This window comes from Virgibacillus sp. LDC-1 (assembly GCF_030137545.1).
Taxonomy (GTDB): domain Bacteria; phylum Bacillota; class Bacilli; order Bacillales; family Amphibacillaceae; genus LDC-1.
In genome coordinates, this window is sequence record NZ_JARUVL010000011.1 from 13,890 (window position 1) to 33,592 (window position 19,703).

The window sequence follows — 19,703 nt, forward strand, 5'->3', positions numbered from 1 at the left end:
GGAGGAATTAGGATGGATCAGGAAATGATTATTGGTAAAAACCCTGTGATGGAAGCATTGCGATCTGGTCGTTCTGTAAATAAAGTGTTTGTATCAGAGCAATTAAATGCAAATGTACAAGGGAAAATTCAGGCACTTGGAAAGGCAGCTGGAACAATTGTGCAACGTGTGCCTAAAACTAAACTAGACCAGCTGTCAGATGGGAATCATCAAGGAGTGATTGCGTATGTTGCCTCATATCAATATGCGTCACTCGAAGATTTATTTGAGCGGGCGAACAGTAGAAAAGAAGCACCGTTTTTTATCATTTTAGATGAGTTGGAGGACCCGCATAACTTAGGTTCTATCTTACGTACAGCAGACGCTGTTGGCGCACATGGTGTTATCATTCCGAAGCGTCGATCAGTGGGGCTTACTGCTACTGTTGCCAAAACAGCTGCAGGTGCGATGGAGCATATTCCTGTCGTTCGTGTGACAAATATAGCGAATACAGTAGAAGAATTAAAACAACGAAATGTATGGGTGGTCGGTACTGCCGCTGATGGAACAGAGGATTATCGTTCCTTGGATGGAACGTTACCTATTGCAGTTGTTATTGGCAATGAAGGAAAAGGTATTAGTCGACTCGTAAAACAGAAGTGTGATTGGACGGTTAGCTTACCAATGAAGGGAAATGTATCCTCTTTAAACGCATCAGTTGCATGTAGTTTGTTGCTTTATGAAGTATTCCGCAAAAGATATCCGGTTGGTGAATAGCATGGTAATTCTTGTGGTGGATGGCTATAACATCATCGGCGCATGGGAAGAGCTGAGAATTTTAAAAGAAAAAGACATCGGACAAGCTCGTGATCGCTTAATTGAACAAATGGCGGAATACCAAGCTTATGCAGGCTGTCGGGTGATCATTGTGTTTGATGCCTATTATGTACGCGGCGTAGAAAGTAAGTCAGAAAAATTTAACGTTGAAGTAATTTATACAAAAGAAAAAGAAACGGCTGATGAATGTATTGAGAGACTCGTCAAAGAGCTGAAGAATGTTAAAACACAGGTGTACGTCGCAACATCTGATTATGATGAGCAGCGAACAATTTTTGGAAGCGGTGCATTACGCAAATCAGCGCGAGAACTTCTTATTGAGATGGACGATGTGGAAAGAGAAATCGAAGCAAGCGTACAAGCACATAAACAGATTCAGCCTAAATCAACGATTCCATTAGACAAGGACATCCTAGAAGTATTCGAAAAATGGCGAAGAGGTGTGAAGTAAAAGGGCGGTTGGCAAATAGTTGCAATTGCCCTTTCTCCCGCTATTCGGTCTTGTCGATTTTGGTAAATCAAAAAGCAACTAAAAGGATGGAGAATTTTTTAAATTTTAATAATATATGGATAAAATATGTCGTTTGCTGTTGAGTTCTAAAGGGGCTTCTAGTATAATGTTGTTAAATTGACGCAGTATGGGCAGGGGGTCATTCTGGGTGAACGTCAAGCAATTACTTGTAGACACTGAAAACATACATCTGCTTGATGATGAGGAAGTAATAATATTGATTCATCAGGGGAATAGCCATGCATTGGATTATCTTATTCATAAATATAAAAACTTTGTCCGTGCAAAGGCTCGAACATATTTTTTGATAGGGGCTGACAAAGAAGATATTATCCAAGAGGGTATGATTGGCTTATATAAGGCAATCCGCGATTTTGATGGAGAAAAGCTCTCATCATTTAAAGCGTTTGCAGAGCTTTGTATAACGCGACAAATTATTACAGCGATAAAAACAGCTACAAGACAAAAGCATATTCCATTAAACTCGTATATCTCGTTGGACAAGCCGATTTATGATGAAGAATCGGACCGTACATTACTTGATGTGATCGCAGGTTCTAAGGCGTTTGATCCACAGGAGCTATTAGTGAATCGTGAAAAATTCGGGGATATGGAACTGAAATTATCAGAATTGTTGAGCGGGTTGGAAAAGAAAGTGCTTCATTTGTACTTAGATGGACAGACCTATCAGGAAATTTCCGTTGCCTTGAATCGTCATGTGAAATCGATAGACAATGCTTTGCAGCGTGTAAAGCGAAAGCTCGAGCAATTGCTTGAATCAAGTGACATAGGGGTGAATTAGCCTCTAGGTTGTTAAAGCGAGCGTTGACATGCATTGTATAACCGTGCTAATCTAGTTTTAGATTATTTTTTATACTAGAATTAGCTATAATTCGTTATATTTGGTTGCTATAACCCAAATTTGGGGTGAAGATATGAATAAAAAGGTAACATTAGCGTGTACTATCTGTGCGAGCAGAAACTATTCCACTAATAAAAATGCAGTTACTTCATCTACACGCTTAGAAACTCGTAAATTTTGTAAAGTATGTGGCAAGCATACATTGCATCGTGAAACAAAGTAAAAGTTGCATTCTATCGGTCGTTTGGAGGGGTACTATGTTTAAATTTCTAAAAAATGTGTCTCGTGAAATGAAAAAGGTTAGTTGGCCACGCGGAAAAGAGTTAACAGGTTATACGATTACGGTTATTTCAACTGTTGCTTTTGTAGCAATTTTCTTTTTCATCGTTGATTTAGGTATTTCACAGCTTATTGAATTAATTCGTAAATAATAACATCGTTTTTTCTTGAATAAATAACGAATCAATATGCTATAATGATATATAATTAAACGCGCTCAAAAAACCCGGATATGACGGGTTTTTTAAATTGCTTTTTTATAAAGGATTGCATTAGCTGTTATTCTTTTAAAATAGGAATGAACGAAAGGGAGGGAAGGACAAGCAAAATTGTCCTGAAAAAATGGAAAAAAATTGGTATGTGGTGCATACGTATTCAGGCTATGAAAACAAGGTTAAAACGAATCTTGAAAAACGCGTGGAAACGATGGGGATGCAAGACAAAATCTTTCGTGTTATTGTTCCCGAGGATGAAGAAACAGAAATTAAAGATGGTAAGAAAAAGGTAACGAAAAAGAAGGTTTTTCCAGGGTACGTTCTTGCTGAGATGATTATGACAGATGATTCTTGGTATGTTGTTCGAAACACACCCGGTGTAACAGGTTTTATTGGTTCAAGTGGAGGTGGAACAAAACCGACCCCGCTTTTACCTGATGAAGTAGATATGATTTTAAAACGAATGGGAATGGCAGGTCCTGTTGTTCAACTAGATTTTGAGTTGAAGGAAAATGTGCGCGTCGCTGATGGTCCTTTTACTAATTTCACCGGAACGATCGAGCATATTGATATGGATAAGCAAAAAGTGAAAGTGCATGTGAACATGTTCGGAAGGGATACCCCGGTTGAGCTAGACTTTTCTCAAATAGAAAAGCTGTAGCTTGTCATCAGCCTTTCCTATTTAAGAAGTTTCATTCGGAAACCAAGAATAAAGCGTAGAATAAGCTCTTGCATTTTTCTATATTTCATGCTAAAATTCTTGTGTTATTCATGTTCTTGTACTAAGGTACAGAGCGTAATAAGAGTGGGAGGGGAAATTACAATCGCCCCTATTACCACATCACGGACTTTAAGGAGGTGTGTCTCGTGGCTAAAAAAGTAATTAAATTAGTTAAATTGCAAATCCCGGCTGGAAAAGCAAACCCAGCACCACCAGTAGGACCTGCATTAGGTCAAGCGGGTATTAATATCATGGGATTCTGTAAGGAGTTTAACGCACGTACGCAAGAACAAGCTGGTTTAATCATTCCAGTAGAAATTACTGTTTTTGAGGATCGTTCATTTACGTTTATTACAAAAACTCCACCTGCTGCAGTATTGCTTAAAAAAGCAGCTGGTCTTGACAAAGCTTCTGGTGAGCCTAACAAAAACAAGGTTGCTACTTTGAAGCGTGATAAAGTAAAAGAAATCGCTGAAACAAAAATGCAAGATTTAAATGCAGCTGATGTTGAAGCAGCAATGCGTATGGTTGAAGGAACTGCCCGTAGTATGGGGATTACCATCGAAGATTAATGAATGCTTGATTAAAGGAATAGGGTTGCGAATAATGAATGAATGACTCGCAACCTTTTCGTATGAATCGATTGATTCAAGCTAAACTATGTTTATGTTGTATGGTGATGCTCTTGTGGGAATTACCTGCCTGCAGGAAGCATCGCTGACGCAAGCTTTATAAAAGCCTTTGCTTTTATAAGTGGGAGGTATTACCGTTATAACCACAATAGAGGAGGATATTAAATGGCTAAAAGAGGTAAAAAGTATCAAGAAGCTGCAAAGCTTGTTGATCGTTCAAAAACGTATGATATTAAAGAAGCTGTTGAGCTATTAAAGCAAACAGCAAAAGCAAACTTCGACGAAACGGTTGAGGTTGCATACCGTCTTGGAGTTGATCCGAAAAAAGCGGATCAACAAATTCGTGGTGCATTTGTATTGCCGCACGGTACTGGAAAAACACAACGCGTGTTGGTTTTTGCAAAAGGCGAAAAACTAAAAGAAGCAGAAGCAGCTGGAGCTGACTATGTTGGAGACCAAGATTTAATCAATAAAATCAACCAAGGTTGGTTTGACTTTGATGTAATTGTTGCTACTCCAGATATGATGGCTGAAGTTGGAAAGCTTGGCCGTGTACTAGGACCTAAAGGATTAATGCCGAACCCTAAGACAGGCACAGTTACTTTTGAAGTAGAAAAAGCGGTAAAAGATATTAAAGCTGGTAAAGTAGAATATCGTGTAGATAAACAAGCGAATATTCACGTGCCAATTGGAAAAATCTCTTTTGATAATGAGAAGTTAGTTGAAAACTTCGAAGCGATTACAGAAACAATTGTAAAAGCAAAGCCACAGGCATCCAAAGGTACTTACATGCGTAATGTAGCAGTAACGTCAACAATGGGACCTGGAATCAGAATAGACGCATCCAACTACCGTTAATTAGTAATTGACTTTTACAAGTTGATAAGCTATACTAAGTAACGTTATTTAACTGAATACATTATACCGTAGACAGTAGGGGCACTACGCTTAATAACCTGCCGAGGTGTTTGAACAAATAAAATGATTCGTTTATGATATTTGTCAACAAAGCCTCCATGTCTACATGGGGGCTTTGCTTTTTGTACGGTATGATGAATTGCTTTAGGAGGTGGAACAATGTCTAGCATTATGGAACAGAAAAAACAGCTTGTTGAAGAAATCGCTGATAAATTCCGTGCAAGTCAATCTACAGTATTGGTTGACTATCGTGGTCTTGATGTAGCTGAAGTGACTGAATTGCGTAAACAGCTTCGCGAAGCTGGTGTGGAATTCAAGGTTTACAAAAATACAATGACTCGTCGCGCTGCTGAAAGTGTGGAGTTAGGTGAGTTGAGTGAACTTCTAGTAGGTCCAACTGCGATTGCATTTAGTAATGAAGATGTAGTAGCACCTGCAAAGATCATCAATAACTTTGCTAAGGATCATGAAGCATTGGAGATCAAAGCGGGCGTTATCGAAGGCAAGATGGCAACACTTGATCAAATTAAAGAGCTTGCAGAACTACCAAACTACGAAGGTATGGTATCTATGCTACTCAGCGTGCTACAAGCACCAATTCGCAACTTTGCTTATGCAGCAAAGGCTATTGCGGAGCAGAAGGAAGAACAAGGCGCTTAAGCTGGCAACATGTCAGTTAGTCAGTTAATAAAACAATAAAAAATAGGAGGAACAATCATGACAAAAGAACAAATTATTGATGCTATTAAAGAAATGTCTGTATTAGATTTAAACGATCTTGTTAAAGCAATTGAAGAAGAATTTGGAGTAACAGCAGCAGCTCCAGTAGCAGTAGCTGGAGGAGCAGTGGCGGGTGGCGCAGCTGAAGAGAAAACTGAATTTGATGTTGTGCTTGAAAACGCTGGCGCATCTAAAATCAAAGTTGTTAAAGCAGTTCGTGAAATCACTGGTCTTGGCTTGAAAGATGCAAAAGACCTTGTAGACAACGCTCCTAAAGCAGTAAAAGAAGACGTTTCTAAAGATGAAGCAGAAGAAGTTAAAGCGAAGCTTGAAGAAGCTGGAGCAACTGTAGAAGTTAAATAATTTTGGTGTCAATCGATTCGATTGATTTCCATAGATTGGAGCTCGTCGTCATGCGACGGGCTCTATATTTACACTCAACGAATTGTATATCTTCTAACATTGATTACAAAACAAAGTAGGTGCCCGAATGGCTGAGCATTACTTTTCACAAAAACCCCAATCTACAAGTTCACCCAAGAAATGGACGTATCAATTACGCGAACGCAATTTTACTTTTACGAGTGATGTCGGTGTATTTTCCAAGCATGAAGTTGATTTTGGTTCTAGATTATTGATTGAACAATTTCAAGAGCCATCTATTTCAGGAGATATTCTAGATGTCGGCTGTGGCTATGGGCCAATTGGAATTGCGCTAGCAGCTAGCTTTTCTGATCGGAAGGTTATTATGTCTGATGTAAATGAGCGGGCTTTGCAGCTTGCGCGGGAAAATGCGGAGCAGAATAACATTACGAATGTCGATTTCATCAAAAGTGATCGCTTTTCAAACTTAAAAGAGATTCAACTTGCTGCAATCGTTACGAACCCGCCGATACGGGCAGGAAAAAAAGTAGTTCATGGTATTTTTGAAGAAAGCAAACCAGCCTTAATAAAGGGTGGGGAGCTATGGACAGTAATTCAAAAAAAGCAAGGCGCCCCATCAGCAAAGGATAAATTAGAAGAGCTCTTCGGTAATGTAGAAACTGTTGCTCGGGATAAAGGTTATTTTATTTTTCGAGCTGTTAATGATTGACCTTGGTTTGTTGTTATGATAATATAATTAAATGCTAACATGGGATTTCTTTTGTCAAGAAAAACTTTCAAGAGAAAATGCTATGTATAAATCATTGGCGTTGGGAAACAATGGTAAAATAGCCGAATTATGCACGGAGTGTTGTTGGAATAGTGTTGGAGGCAATAAAAAAATAGTCAATCAAGGTTTTTTTATAAAAACCTTTTTTCTATTTGTGTCTATTGCTGATTATTGTTTTTCAGCATCAGTGCGTGTGTATCTACATAGTAAAGTGGGTTATTTCTTTAAAAATGATACCCCATAATGATGTGGATGGCAAGTGCATTCTTAGAAATGTATGTTCTATACGGTTCATTCTGTATCGGAATGCGCGTATGCGAGCTTAGGAGAATGCTATCATTCACCCGGTTGTTAATGATGGATAAGTATCTTTCGTATGTCCAGGAGGAGATAATTTGCTTTGTTAAGTAAAGTTAGATCCTTCTAAAAAATATATTCATTTTGTTTGTTCGCAAACAAAAAATGCATGAGTTGAGAGGTGAAGCAGTTGACAGGTCAACTAGTTCAATATGGACGCCACCGTAAGCGTAGAAGCTATGCGCGTATCAGTGAAGTATTGGAATTACCTAATTTAATCGAAATTCAAACCGCTTCCTATCATTGGTTTTTGGAAGAAGGTTTGAGAGAAATGTTTCAAGACATTTCTCCAATCGAGGATTTTGCAGGAAATTTATCGCTAGAGTTTGTTGATTATAGTCTTGGCGAACCAAAATATCCTGTAGATGAATCAAAAGATCGAGATGTCACCTATAATGCTCCACTTCGAGTAAAGGTTCGTTTGATTAATAACGAAACAGGTGAAGTAAAAGAGCAGGAAGTATTTATGGGAGATTTTCCACTGATGACCGATACGGGAACCTTTATTATTAATGGTGCAGAGCGTGTCATCGTATCACAACTCGTACGCTCCCCGAGCGTGTATTACAATGAAAAGTTCGATAAAAATGGGAAACGAGGGATTGCGGCAACCGTTATTCCTAACCGAGGTGCATGGTTGGAATTTGAAACGGACGCAAAAGACGTCGCATACGTGCGCATTGATCGTACGCGAAAGCTTCCAATTACCGTTTTGTTACGAGCGCTTGGATTCGGATCAGACCAAGAAATCATTGATTTACTTGGTGAAAACGAATACCTAATGAATACGTTAGAAAAGGATAATACGGAAACAACCGAAAAAGCGTTACTTGAAATCTATGAACGCTTACGACCTGGTGAGCCGCCAACCGTAGATAATGCGAAGAGCCTACTTGTGTCACGGTTTTTCGATCCAAAACGCTATGACCTTGCACATGTCGGGCGTTATAAAATGAATAAAAAGTTACACTTAAAAAATAGATTATTTAACCAAGTGTTAGCAGAACCTGTAGTTGATCCAGAAACAGGGGAAGTGCTTGCGCAAAAAGGCGAAAAGCTAGAAAGAAAGCTTTTAAATAAGCTTATTCCTTATTTAGAAAAAACAGAAGACACACTAGGGGAATACACTTTCCAACCAGAGGATGGTGTGCTAGAAGATCCTATTCAATTACAGTCGATTAAAATTGTCGACCCTACTGATCCGAGTGGTGAGAAAGAGCTGACAGTAATAGGTAATGGTAATGTTGATTCAAGTGTGAAGAACATTACACCAGCAGATATTTTAGCTTCGATCAGCTATTTCTTTAACCTACTTCATCATGTAGGCGACACGGATGATATTGATCATCTAGGTAATCGTCGTTTGCGTTCAGTTGGGGAATTGCTACAGAACCAATTTAGAATTGGACTTTCTCGTATGGAGCGTGTTGTTCGTGAGCGGATGTCCATTCAGGATACATCTAGCATAACGCCACAACACTTGATAAACATACGACCTGTTATTGCGTCTATCAAAGAGTTCTTTGGAAGCTCTCAGTTATCGCAGTTTATGGATCAGACGAATCCATTAGCGGAGCTTACACATAAGCGTCGTTTATCAGCGCTTGGACCAGGTGGACTAACGCGTGAGCGTGCAGGTTTTGAAGTGCGTGACGTACACTACTCCCACTATGGTCGTATGTGTCCGATTGAAACGCCAGAGGGACCAAACATTGGTTTGATCAACTCCTTGTCTAGTTATGCGAAAGTAAATAAATTTGGGTTTATTGAAACACCGTATCGTCGTGTTGATCCAGATACCGGGAAAGTAACCTCCCAAATTGATTATCTTACTGCAGATGAAGAGGATAATTTTGTTGTAGCGCAAGCGAATGCTCGACTTGGTGAAGATGGGACGTTTATTGATGATGAAGTCATTGCCCGTTTCCGTGGTGAAAACACCATCGTTCCACGAGAGCAGCTTGATTATATGGACGTTTCGCCGAAACAAGTTGTATCAGCTGCGACTGCATGTATTCCGTTCCTGGAAAACGATGACTCTAACCGTGCGTTAATGGGAGCAAACATGCAACGACAAGCAGTTCCTTTACTGAAGCCAGAAGCACCAATTGTTGGGACAGGGATGGAATATGTATCTGGAAAAGATTCTGGAGCAGCGATTATTTGTCGCAATGAAGGTATTGTTGAAAGTGTCGAGGCAAAAGAAATTGTCGTTCGTCGCATTTCGACAGTTGATGGTAAGGAAGTAAAAGGAGATACAGATCGATATCGTTTACAAAAGTATGTTCGTTCCAACCAAGGAACTTGTTATAACCAGCGTCCGATTGTCCAAGAAGGAGATCGTGTTGTAAAAGGTGAAATTCTCGCTGATGGTCCTTCAATGGAAGATGGAGAGCTTGCACTTGGACGTAATGTTCTTGTGGGCTTCATGACGTGGGAAGGTTACAACTATGAGGATGCTATTATCATGAGTGAGCGCCTCGTTAAAGATGATGTATATACGTCTGTTCATATTGAAGAGTATGAGTCTGAGGCTAGAGATACAAAGCTAGGACCAGAAGAAATCACACGTGATATTCCAAACGTAGGTGAAGATGCGCTTAAAAACCTAAACGAAAGTGGTATTATACGCGTTGGAGCAGAAGTAAAAGATGGTGATATTCTTGTAGGGAAGGTTACTCCAAAAGGTGTTACCGAACTATCTGCCGAAGAACGATTACTTCACGCAATCTTTGGTGAAAAAGCGCGTGAGGTTCGAGATACATCACTTCGTGTACCGCATGGAGCAGGTGGAATTGTACTTGACGTTAAGATTTTTAACCGTGAAGATGGCGATGAATTGCCACCAGGTGTAAATGAACTGGTACGTGTCTATATCGTTCAGAAGCGTAAAATTCACGAAGGCGATAAAATGGCTGGACGTCACGGAAATAAAGGGGTTATCTCTAAGATTCTTCCGGAAGAAGATATGCCATACCTTCCAGATGGTACGCCGATTGATATTATGCTTAACCCATTAGGTGTTCCTTCTCGTATGAATATTGGACAGGTGTTTGAGCTTCATTTAGGGATGGCTGCAAGGCAGTTAGGACTACATGTTGCTTCGCCGGTATTTGATGGAGCAACCGAACAAGATGTTTGGGATACATTAGAAGAAGCTGGTATGCCTCGGGATGCCAAAACAGTATTGTACGATGGAAGAACGGGAGAAGCCTTTGACAACCGTGTATCTGTCGGTATCATGTATATGATTAAATTGGCACACATGGTTGATGACAAGTTACATGCTCGTTCAACTGGACCATATTCACTTGTTACACAACAACCATTAGGTGGTAAAGCACAATTTGGTGGTCAGCGCTTTGGTGAAATGGAAGTGTGGGCACTTGAAGCATATGGTGCAGCATACACCCTTCAAGAAATCCTGACTGTGAAATCAGATGATGTTGTTGGTCGTGTGAAAACATACGAGTCCATCGTTAAAGGCGAGAACGTACCTGAGCCTGGTGTTCCAGAGTCATTTAAGGTTCTTATCAAGGAATTACAAAGTCTTGGTATGGATGTTAAAATTCTAGCTGGTGATGAGACAGAAATAGAGATGCGTGAGCTTGAGGAAGAAGAAACACAAGCAGCAAGCAAGCTAAATCTGGAAGTAGAAGAAAACTAGGGTTTAAGCAGGTATTGTAAAAGAACTCAAAACTAAACGATAGCATTGCATGAAATCGGTATGCATACCGATTTCATGCCATCTCGTTTTTAGATAGCATTGGATACTTTTTAGCAAAATCGTACATTAAAAGGGAGGTAGGCCCCTTGCTAGATGTAAATAATTTTGAGTATATGAAAATCGGCTTGGCTTCACCGGAAAAGATACGCTCGTGGTCTTACGGAGAAGTAAAGAAACCAGAAACGATTAACTATCGTACGTTAAAACCTGAAAAAGACGGCTTGTTCTGTGAGCGTATTTTTGGACCACAAAAAGACTGGGAATGTCATTGTGGAAAGTATAAGCGTGTACGCTATAAGGGCGTCGTTTGTGACCGTTGTGGTGTTGAAGTAACGAAGGCAAAAGTTCGTCGTGAACGGATGGGTCATATTGAGCTTGCTGCACCAGTTTCCCACATATGGTACTTCAAAGGGATTCCAAGTAGAATGGGGCTTGTTTTAGACATGTCTCCAAGAGCATTGGAAGAAGTTATTTACTTTGCTGCTTATATCGTTACAGAGCCAGGCAACACTCCTTTGGAGAAAAAGCAACTACTTTCCGAAAAAGAGTATCGCACGTATTATGAAAAATACGGTAGTTCTTTTAAAGCGCAAATGGGTGCAGAAGCGATTCGGAAATTATTGCAAGATATTAATCTTGAAAAAGAAGTAGATGCACTTAAGGAAGAATTAAAAACGGCTCAAGGGCAGCGGAGAACAAGAGCTATCAAGCGCTTAGAAGTAATGGAAGCATTCCGTCATTCTGGAAACGATCCATCATGGATGGTATTAGACGTACTTCCTGTTATTCCACCGGAAATCCGACCAATGGTACAGCTTGATGGTGGACGCTTTGCGACATCTGATTTGAATGATCTTTATCGCCGAGTGATTAACCGTAACAATCGTCTAAAGCGACTATTAGATCTTGGTGCGCCGAGTATTATTGTTCAAAATGAAAAGCGCATGCTTCAAGAAGCTGTCGATGCATTAATCGATAATGGCCGTAGAGGTCGTCCTGTGACAGGACCAGGAAACAGACCATTGAAATCCTTGTCACATATGTTAAAAGGAAAACAAGGTCGTTTCCGCCAAAACTTACTCGGTAAACGTGTTGATTATTCAGGACGTTCTGTTATCGTAGTTGGTCCAAATCTTCAAATGTATCAGTGTGGACTACCGAAAGAAATGGCATTAGAGCTCTTTAAACCATTTGTGATGAAAGAACTTGTTGCAAATGGAATTGCACATAACATTAAATCAGCAAAACGTAAGATTGAGCGCATGCATCCAGATGTATGGGATGTTCTTGAAGAAGTAATTAAAGAACATCCGGTGTTACTAAACAGGGCACCAACTTTGCATAGATTAGGAATCCAGGCTTTTGAACCTACTTTAGTTGAAGGCCGCGCGATCCGCTTACATCCACTCGTTTGTACAGCGTATAACGCTGACTTTGATGGGGACCAAATGGCGGTTCACGTTCCATTATCTGCGGAAGCACAAGCAGAAGCTAGAATCTTAATGCTAGCAGCCCAAAACATTCTTAACCCGAAAGATGGTAAGCCGGTTGTTACGCCATCACAGGATATGGTATTAGGTAACTATTACCTCACACTAGAGCGCGAAGGTGCGATTGGTGAAGGTAGCATATTTAAGGATGTCAATGAGGCAATCATTGCATATCAGAATGGATATGTTCATTTGCACACACGTGTTGCTGTAAAAGCATCCAGTGTGAATAACAAAACATTTAATGAAGAACAGCAAGGACAATTGCTCCTTACCACCGTAGGGAAATTAATCTTCAATGAAATTTTGCCAGATTCATTCCCATATATTAACGAACCAACAAAGTTAAACCTTGAAGTTCGTACACCTGAAAAATATTTTGTGGAAAAAGGTACAAATATCAAAGAAGAAATTAAAGCGCGTGAAATTGTGAAGCCATTTAAAAAAGGTTTCCTAGGAGACATCATTGCAGAAGTGTTCAAACGCTTTAAAATCAGTGAGACTTCTAAAATGCTTGACCGAATGAAAAACCTCGGTTTTAGATATTCTACAAAGGCAGGTATGACTGTTGGGGTATCTGATATCGTTGTATTAGCTGAAAAAGATGAAATTCTTATTGAGGCACAAGAGAAAGTAGATAGAGTACTAAAGCAATTCCGTCGTGGATTAATCACAGAGGAAGAGCGTTATGATCGTGTTATTGCCATTTGGTCACAGGCGAAGGATACAATCCAAGATAAGCTAATGGACTCCCTGGATAACCGAAATCCAATCTTTATGATGAGTGATTCTGGAGCAAGGGGTAACGCATCCAACTTTACACAGTTAGCTGGAATGCGTGGTCTAATGGCCAACCCGGCTGGACGTATCATTGAATTACCGATCAAATCAAGCTTCCGTGAAGGTTTAACCGTTCTAGAATACTTTATTTCTACACACGGAGCGCGTAAAGGATTAGCCGATACAGCATTGAAGACAGCTGACTCTGGTTACCTAACACGTCGTCTCGTTGATGTGGCGCAAGATGTAATCGTTCGTGAAACGGATTGTGGAACAGATCGTGGTTTGGCTGTTGCTGCACTAACTGACGGCTCTGAAATGATTGAGCCATTAATCGATCGATTAATTGGTAGAACAGCATTTGAAACAGTGAAACATCCAGAGTCAGGCGAAGTGATTGTGGATCGTAACGAAATGATTACAGAAGATCAAGCAAAACAAATCGTAGAAGCTGGTATTGAAGAAGTTACCATACGCACAGTGTTCACATGTAACACGAAGCACGGTGTATGTAAGAAATGTTATGGACGTAACCTCGCTACAGGTGATCAGGTAGAAGTTGGAGAAGCAGTCGGAATCATTGCTGCTCAATCTATCGGAGAACCTGGTACACAGTTAACAATGCGTACCTTCCACACAGGTGGGGTAGCTGGAGACGATATTACCCAAGGTTTACCTCGTATCCAAGAGCTATTCGAAGCTCGTAATCCGAAAGGGCAGGCTGTAATTAGTGAACTTTATGGTACTGTACACGAGATTCAAGAAGCGAAGGATAAACAAGAGATTATCGTTCAAGGAGAAGTTGAACAACGTGCATACGCTGTTCCTTACAATGCTCGCTTGAAGGTTTCCGTAGGTGATGAAGTAATTGCTGGTCAAGAGCTAACGGAAGGATCTGTTGATCCAAAAGAATTAATCCGTGTGCAAGGCGTAGAAGGTGTTCAAGATTATCTATTACGCGAAGTACAACGTGTTTACCGTATGCAAGGGGTTGAAATTGGTGATAAGCACGTAGAAGTAATGGTGCGCCAAATGCTTCGTAAGATTCGGGTCGTTGATTCAGGAGAAACAGACGTACTCCCAGGATCATTACTTGAAATTCATCAATTCCGTGAAGCGAACCGAAAAGTTCTTCAAGAAGGAAAACAACCTGCAGTCGGTAAACCAGTATTACTTGGAATCACGAAAGCATCACTTGAGACAGATTCCTTCTTATCAGCAGCATCCTTCCAGGAGACTACACGTGTCCTTACAGATGCAGCGATTAAAGGTAAGCGTGATGAATTACTCGGATTAAAAGAGAACGTAATTATTGGTAAGCTTGTGCCAGCTGGAACTGGGATGCAACGCTATCGTAAAATTCAAGCCCCTACATTTGAGACAGAAGAAGCAGTTGAAGAGGCTGAAGAAACGATACAATAATTATTGTTTTACATGCTTGAAATAAAATAGGTATGGTGCGTGTAGGAAAAATGTTTTTAGAATGATAAAAAACACCTACACGCACATCCTATCTATTACAAAAAAAAGACGGAAGTAACAACAAAAAAGTTAAAATTTTAATTGACATTAAAAAACGAGAATGATACTATATTCAAGGTGCTTCCGTTTTATTATTGTTACTTTGGAGGATGCGTAGATGTCTTATGAAAAAGTGACACAGGTTAAATCCCGTGCCATTATTGGTCTAAAACAGACATTGAAAGCTATGAAAAATGGCGAAGTAGATGAAGTTTACGTCGCAAATGATGCAGCACAACACATTACGAAAAAAGTGGTGGATTTAGCAAACACACTCGATATCCCATGCTATCATGTTGATTCAATGAAAGATCTAGGTGTTGCGTGTGGAATAGATGTTGGTGCGTCAACGGTAGCAATAAAGCGATAAGAGTTTTGGTGGAACGATGTTTCACGAAGGCTTTGTTTTTTACTTTAAGATGAACCACCTGGATGTGTGGGATTACAATAATCCTTGCCGTTCGTGGTTTTCTAATTCTTTTTTTGAGATATTTGCAAACTAGAAGGGAGGAAAACAAGAATGCCTACTATTAATCAACTCGTCCGTAAAGGTCGTGTAAGTAAGCCGAAAAAATCAGACTCTCCAGCGCTTAACAGAGGGTATAACAGCTTCAAAAAGAAAATGACAAATGTTAATTCACCACAAAAACGTGGCGTATGTACACGTGTTGGTACATTAACTCCGAAGAAGCCAAACTCTGCTCTTCGTAAATATGCGCGTGTTCGTTTGTCGAACAACATGGAAGTAACAGCATACATTCCTGGAATTGGTCACAATTTACAAGAACACAGTGTTGTATTGCTTCGTGGTGGTCGTGTAAAAGACTTACCAGGGGTTCGTTACCACATTGTACGTGGTGCATTGGACACAGCAGGTGTTGAAGGACGTGCACAAGGACGTTCTAAATACGGTACAAAAAAGCCAAAAGAAAAGAAATAATGTAGTAACAACTCAGAAATAGGAAAGGAGGGGGACATATGCCACGTAAAGGACCAGTACCTAAACGCGATGTCTTACCGGATCCACTTTATAATTCAAAATTAGTAACTCGTTTAATCAACCAAATCATGGTGGACGGAAAACGAGGAAAAGCAGAGAAGATTTTATACAATGCTTTTGAACTTGTTGGAGAAAGAAGCGGCCAAAATCCAATGGACGTTTTCGAACAAGCAATGAAAAATGTAATGCCTGTACTTGAGGTTAGAGCACGCCGTGTTGGAGGATCGAACTATCAAGTACCAATGGAAGTTCGCCCTGACCGTCGTCAAACTTTAGGTTTACGCTACCTCGTTAACTATGCACGTCTTCGTGGAGAAAAAACGATGGAAGAGCGTTTGGCAAATGAAATTCTTGATGCATCTAATAACACTGGAGCATCTGTTAAGAAACGTGAAGAAATGCATAAAATGGCAGAAGCGAACAAAGCATTCGCTCACTATCGCTGGTAAAACAAACCAAATAAGGTTTATAGGAAGGAGAAGAATACATGGCAAGAGAGTTCTCCTTGGAAAAGACGCGTAATATTGGGATTATGGCACATATTGATGCAGGTAAGACCACAACTACTGAGCGTATTCTTTTCTACACAGGACGTATTCATAAGATTGGTGAAACACATGAAGGTGCTTCACAGATGGACTGGATGGAGCAGGAGCAAGAACGTGGTATTACAATCACCTCTGCTGCTACAACTGCTCAATGGAAAGGTCATCGTATAAACATTATCGATACACCAGGACACGTAGACTTCACAGTGGAAGTTGAAAGATCATTACGTGTACTTGATGGAGCAGTAACTGTACTTGATGCACAATCAGGTGTAGAGCCACAAACAGAAACAGTATGGCGTCAAGCAACAACATACGGTGTACCGCGAATTGTATTCATTAACAAAATGGATAAAATCGGTGCAGATTTCCTTTACTCTACAGGTACTTTAAAAGACCGTCTAGGAGCAAATGCTCATCCGGTTCAGCTTCCTATTGGTGCTGAAGATCAGTTCGAAGGAATCATCGACCTTATTAACATGGAAGCACACTTCTATACAGATGATCTTGGAACAAAGGATGAATCTCGTGAGATTCCTGCAGAATACAAAGAGAAGGCTGAAGAGCTTCGTGCATCTCTTGTTGAAGCAGTGTCTGAGCTAGACGAAGAATTGATGATGAAGTTCTTAGAAGGAGAAGAAATCTCCAATGAAGAGCTTAAAAAAGCAATTCGTCAAGCTACATTAAATGTTGAATTTTACCCAGTATTCTGTGGTTCAGCATTTAAAAACAAAGGGGTTCAATTAATGCTTGATGGCGTTTTAGACTTCCTACCAGCACCTACAGACGTAGCTTCAATTGAAGGTGTTGTACCTGGCACTGAAGAAGAAGTAACACGCCCATCTGATGACAAAGCGCCATTCTCTGCTTTGGCATTTAAAGTTATGACAGACCCATTTGTTGGAAAGCTAACATTCTTCCGTGTGTATTCCGGAACATTAGAATCAGGTTCTTATGTTAAGAACTCTGTGAAAGATAAGCGTGAACGTGTAGGACGTATCCTACAAATGCACGCAAACCACCGCGAAGAAATCTCTGTTGTATATAGTGGAGAAATTGCTGCGGCAGTTGGTTTGAAAGATACATCAACAGGAGATACACTATGTGATGAAAAGAATCCAGTTATTCTTGAATCTATGGAATTCCCTGATCCAGTTATCTCTGTTGCGATTGAACCTAAAACAAAAGCAGATCAGGATAAAATGGGTATCGCTCTCGGTAAGCTAGCAGAAGAAGACCCTACATTTAAAACTGAAACAAATGCAGAGACAGGGCAAACAATTATTTCTGGAATGGGTGAACTTCACCTTGATATTATTGTTGACCGTCTAAAGCGTGAGTTTAAAGTAGAAGCAAACGTAGGAGCTCCACAGGTTGCTTATCGCGAAACATTCCGCTCTGCTGCTGATGTAGAAGGTAAATTTGTTCGCCAATCTGGTGGACGTGGACAGTACGGACATGTATGGATTCATTTCGAGCCGAACGAAGAAGGAGCAGGCTTCGAATTCGAAAACAAAATTGTCGGTGGTGTTGTACCTCGTGAATACATCCCTGCGGTTGAAGCTGGAGTGAGAGATGCAATGGCAAACGGTGTGTTAGCTGGCTATCCATTAATCGATGTAAAAGCTGCACTCTATGATGGAAGCTATCACGATGTCGACTCAAACGAGATGGCATTTAAAATCGCTGCATCCATGGCTTTGAAAGCTGCTAAAAACAAATGTAACCCTGTAATTCTTGAGCCGATTGAAAAAGTTGAAATCGTTGTTCCAGAAGAATACATGGGAGACATCATGGGTGATGTTACATCACGCCGTGGTCGTGTTGAAGGTATGGAAGCACGTGGTAATGCGCAAGTAATCAAAGCGTTTGTCCCACTTTCTGAAATGTTTGGTTATGCAACTGCATTACGTTCAAACACACAAGGACGTGGAACATATACAATGCACTTTGATCACTATGAAGAAGTACCAAAGAGTATTTCTGAAGAAATTATCAAGAAAAATGCAGGCGAATAATTGATTTTTTCTGCAATCTAACGTATAACTTTTGTTGAAGGCTTAGAAATAACGTGATAAGAAATGTGATTTCTAAGTTTATAAATAAAACTATAAATTCATTTATTTATTTAAAGGAGGAACTATAAATGGCTAAAGAAAAATTTGACCGCTCCAAATCGCACGTTAACATTGGTACTATTGGACACGTTGACCATGGTAAAACAACGTTAACTGCTGCGATTACAACTGTAATGCACAAGAAATCTGGTAAAGGTACTGCTATGGCTTATGACCAAATTGATGGTGCACCAGAAGAAAAAGAACGTGGAATTACAATTGCAACTTCTCACGTTGAGTATGAAACAGACACTCGTCACTATGCACACGTAGACTGCCCAGGACACGCTGACTATGTTAAAAACATGATCACTGGTGCTGCGCAAATGGACGGAGCTATCCTTGTAGTATCTGCTGCTGATGGTCCAATGCCACAAACTCGTGAGCACATCCTACTTTCACGTAACGTTGGGGTACCTGCAATTGTTGTATTCCTAAACAAATGTGATATGGTTGATGACGAAGAATTACTAGAACTAGTTGAAATGGAAGTTCGTGATCTATTAACTGAATACGAATTCCCTGGTGATGATGTACCAGTAGTAAAAGGTTCTGCACTTAAAGCACTTGAAGGCGATGCAGAATACGAAGAAAAAATCGTTGAATTGATGGCTGCAGTTGATGAGTACATCCCAACTCCAGCACGTGATACTGAAAAACCATTCATGATGCCAGTTGAGGACGTATTCTCAATCACTGGTCGTGGAACAGTTGCAACTGGACGTGTTGAGCGCGGACAAGTAAAAGTTGGAGACGAAGTTGAGATCATCGGTCTTGCAGAAGAGTCTTCAAAAACTACTGTAACAGGTGTTGAAATGTTCCGTAAGCTTCTTGATTATGCAGAAGCTGGAGATAACATTGGTGCACTTCTACGTGGTGTATCTCGTGAAGATATCAGCCGTGGTCAAGTACTTGCTAAGCCAGGTACAATTACACCACACACAAACTTCAAAGCAGAAGTTTATGTTCTATCTAAAGAAGAAGGTGGACGTCATACTCCATTCTTCTCAAACTATCGCCCACAGTTCTACTTCCGTACAACGGACGTAACTGGTGTTATCCAACTTCCAGAGGGAGTAGAAATGGTAATGCCTGGCGATAACATTGAAATGACAGTAGAATTGATCTCACCAATCGCGATCGAAGACGGAACTCGTTTCTCTATTCGTGAAGGTGGACGTACTGTTGGATCAGGCGTTGTTTCTTCTATCCAAAAATAAGTATTGATTTTCATTAAAAGAGGTTACGTGACGACGTAGCCTCTTTTTATCATTAAAAAATGCTTAACCAACTCTATTGTAAATGCGGATCAGCATGAAACAATGAACATAAGTTT

At 40.2% G+C, this 19,703-nt stretch carries 18 protein-coding genes and 1 other annotated feature; all 18 genes read left to right on the plus strand.

What is annotated here, in order from left to right; translation table 11 throughout:
* Window positions 1-12: 12 nt before the first annotated feature.
* On the plus strand, window positions 13-756 hold the full coding sequence (gene rlmB, locus QBK89_RS10435) for a 23S rRNA (guanosine(2251)-2'-O)-methyltransferase RlmB (RefSeq protein WP_284140995.1): 744 nt from the start codon (window positions 13-15) through the stop codon (window positions 754-756).
* A gap of 1 nt (window position 757) precedes the next feature.
* Window positions 758-1,267 (plus strand): NYN domain-containing protein, encoded by a 510-nt coding sequence (locus QBK89_RS10440; RefSeq protein ID WP_284140996.1) that lies wholly within the window; start codon window positions 758-760, stop codon window positions 1,265-1,267.
* A 208-nt stretch (window positions 1,268-1,475) separates the two neighbouring features.
* Complete coding sequence (gene sigH / locus QBK89_RS10445; RefSeq protein WP_284140997.1) at window positions 1,476-2,129, plus strand: RNA polymerase sporulation sigma factor SigH; 654 nt, start codon at window positions 1,476-1,478, stop codon at window positions 2,127-2,129.
* Between the two features lie 133 nt (window positions 2,130-2,262).
* The gene (rpmG, locus tag QBK89_RS10450) at window positions 2,263-2,412 is read left to right on the plus strand and encodes a 50S ribosomal protein L33 (protein ID WP_284140998.1); all 150 of its coding nucleotides are present in this window, start codon (window positions 2,263-2,265) and stop codon (window positions 2,410-2,412) included.
* Window positions 2,413-2,446: 34 nt separating this feature from the next.
* Complete coding sequence (secE, locus tag QBK89_RS10455; protein WP_284140999.1) at window positions 2,447-2,620, plus strand: preprotein translocase subunit SecE; 174 nt, start codon at window positions 2,447-2,449, stop codon at window positions 2,618-2,620.
* Between the two features lie 190 nt (window positions 2,621-2,810).
* On the plus strand, window positions 2,811-3,344 hold the full coding sequence (gene nusG / locus QBK89_RS10460) for a transcription termination/antitermination protein NusG (RefSeq protein WP_284141000.1): 534 nt from the start codon (window positions 2,811-2,813) through the stop codon (window positions 3,342-3,344).
* A gap of 206 nt (window positions 3,345-3,550) precedes the next feature.
* Window positions 3,551-3,976, plus strand: coding sequence for a 50S ribosomal protein L11 (gene rplK, locus QBK89_RS10465; protein WP_284141001.1), 426 nt, complete (start codon window positions 3,551-3,553; stop codon window positions 3,974-3,976).
* 225 nt (window positions 3,977-4,201) lie between these two features.
* Window positions 4,202-4,894, plus strand: coding sequence for a 50S ribosomal protein L1 (rplA, locus tag QBK89_RS10470; protein WP_284141002.1), 693 nt, complete (start codon window positions 4,202-4,204; stop codon window positions 4,892-4,894).
* Between the two features lie 48 nt (window positions 4,895-4,942).
* Window positions 4,943-5,083, plus strand: a sequence feature (ribosomal protein L10 leader region).
* A 30-nt stretch (window positions 5,084-5,113) separates the two neighbouring features.
* Window positions 5,114-5,614 (plus strand): 50S ribosomal protein L10, encoded by a 501-nt coding sequence (gene rplJ / locus QBK89_RS10475; RefSeq protein ID WP_284141003.1) that lies wholly within the window; start codon window positions 5,114-5,116, stop codon window positions 5,612-5,614.
* 57 nt (window positions 5,615-5,671) lie between these two features.
* On the plus strand, window positions 5,672-6,037 hold the full coding sequence (gene rplL / locus QBK89_RS10480) for a 50S ribosomal protein L7/L12 (RefSeq protein ID WP_284141004.1): 366 nt from the start codon (window positions 5,672-5,674) through the stop codon (window positions 6,035-6,037).
* Window positions 6,038-6,164: 127 nt separating this feature from the next.
* Entirely contained in the window at window positions 6,165-6,767 is a 603-nt protein-coding gene (locus tag QBK89_RS10485; protein WP_284141005.1) for a class I SAM-dependent methyltransferase, read from the plus strand.
* 547 nt (window positions 6,768-7,314) lie between these two features.
* Window positions 7,315-10,851, plus strand: coding sequence for a DNA-directed RNA polymerase subunit beta (rpoB, locus tag QBK89_RS10490; protein ID WP_284141006.1), 3,537 nt, complete (start codon window positions 7,315-7,317; stop codon window positions 10,849-10,851).
* 146 nt (window positions 10,852-10,997) lie between these two features.
* Entirely contained in the window at window positions 10,998-14,603 is a 3,606-nt protein-coding gene (gene rpoC / locus QBK89_RS10495; RefSeq protein WP_284141007.1) for a DNA-directed RNA polymerase subunit beta', read from the plus strand.
* Window positions 14,604-14,820: 217 nt separating this feature from the next.
* Complete coding sequence (locus QBK89_RS10500; RefSeq protein WP_284141008.1) at window positions 14,821-15,072, plus strand: ribosomal L7Ae/L30e/S12e/Gadd45 family protein; 252 nt, start codon at window positions 14,821-14,823, stop codon at window positions 15,070-15,072.
* Between the two features lie 150 nt (window positions 15,073-15,222).
* Window positions 15,223-15,642 carry a 30S ribosomal protein S12 gene (gene rpsL, locus QBK89_RS10505; RefSeq protein WP_284141009.1) on the plus strand — a complete coding sequence of 140 codons (420 nt, stop codon included), beginning with the start codon at window positions 15,223-15,225 and terminating at the stop codon, window positions 15,640-15,642.
* 38 nt (window positions 15,643-15,680) lie between these two features.
* Complete coding sequence (gene rpsG / locus QBK89_RS10510; RefSeq protein WP_284141010.1) at window positions 15,681-16,151, plus strand: 30S ribosomal protein S7; 471 nt, start codon at window positions 15,681-15,683, stop codon at window positions 16,149-16,151.
* A 38-nt stretch (window positions 16,152-16,189) separates the two neighbouring features.
* Window positions 16,190-18,268 carry an elongation factor G gene (fusA, locus tag QBK89_RS10515; RefSeq protein WP_284141011.1) on the plus strand — a complete coding sequence of 693 codons (2,079 nt, stop codon included), beginning with the start codon at window positions 16,190-16,192 and terminating at the stop codon, window positions 18,266-18,268.
* A gap of 128 nt (window positions 18,269-18,396) precedes the next feature.
* Entirely contained in the window at window positions 18,397-19,587 is a 1,191-nt protein-coding gene (gene tuf, locus QBK89_RS10520) for an elongation factor Tu (protein WP_284141012.1), read from the plus strand.
* Window positions 19,588-19,703 lie beyond the last annotated feature (116 nt).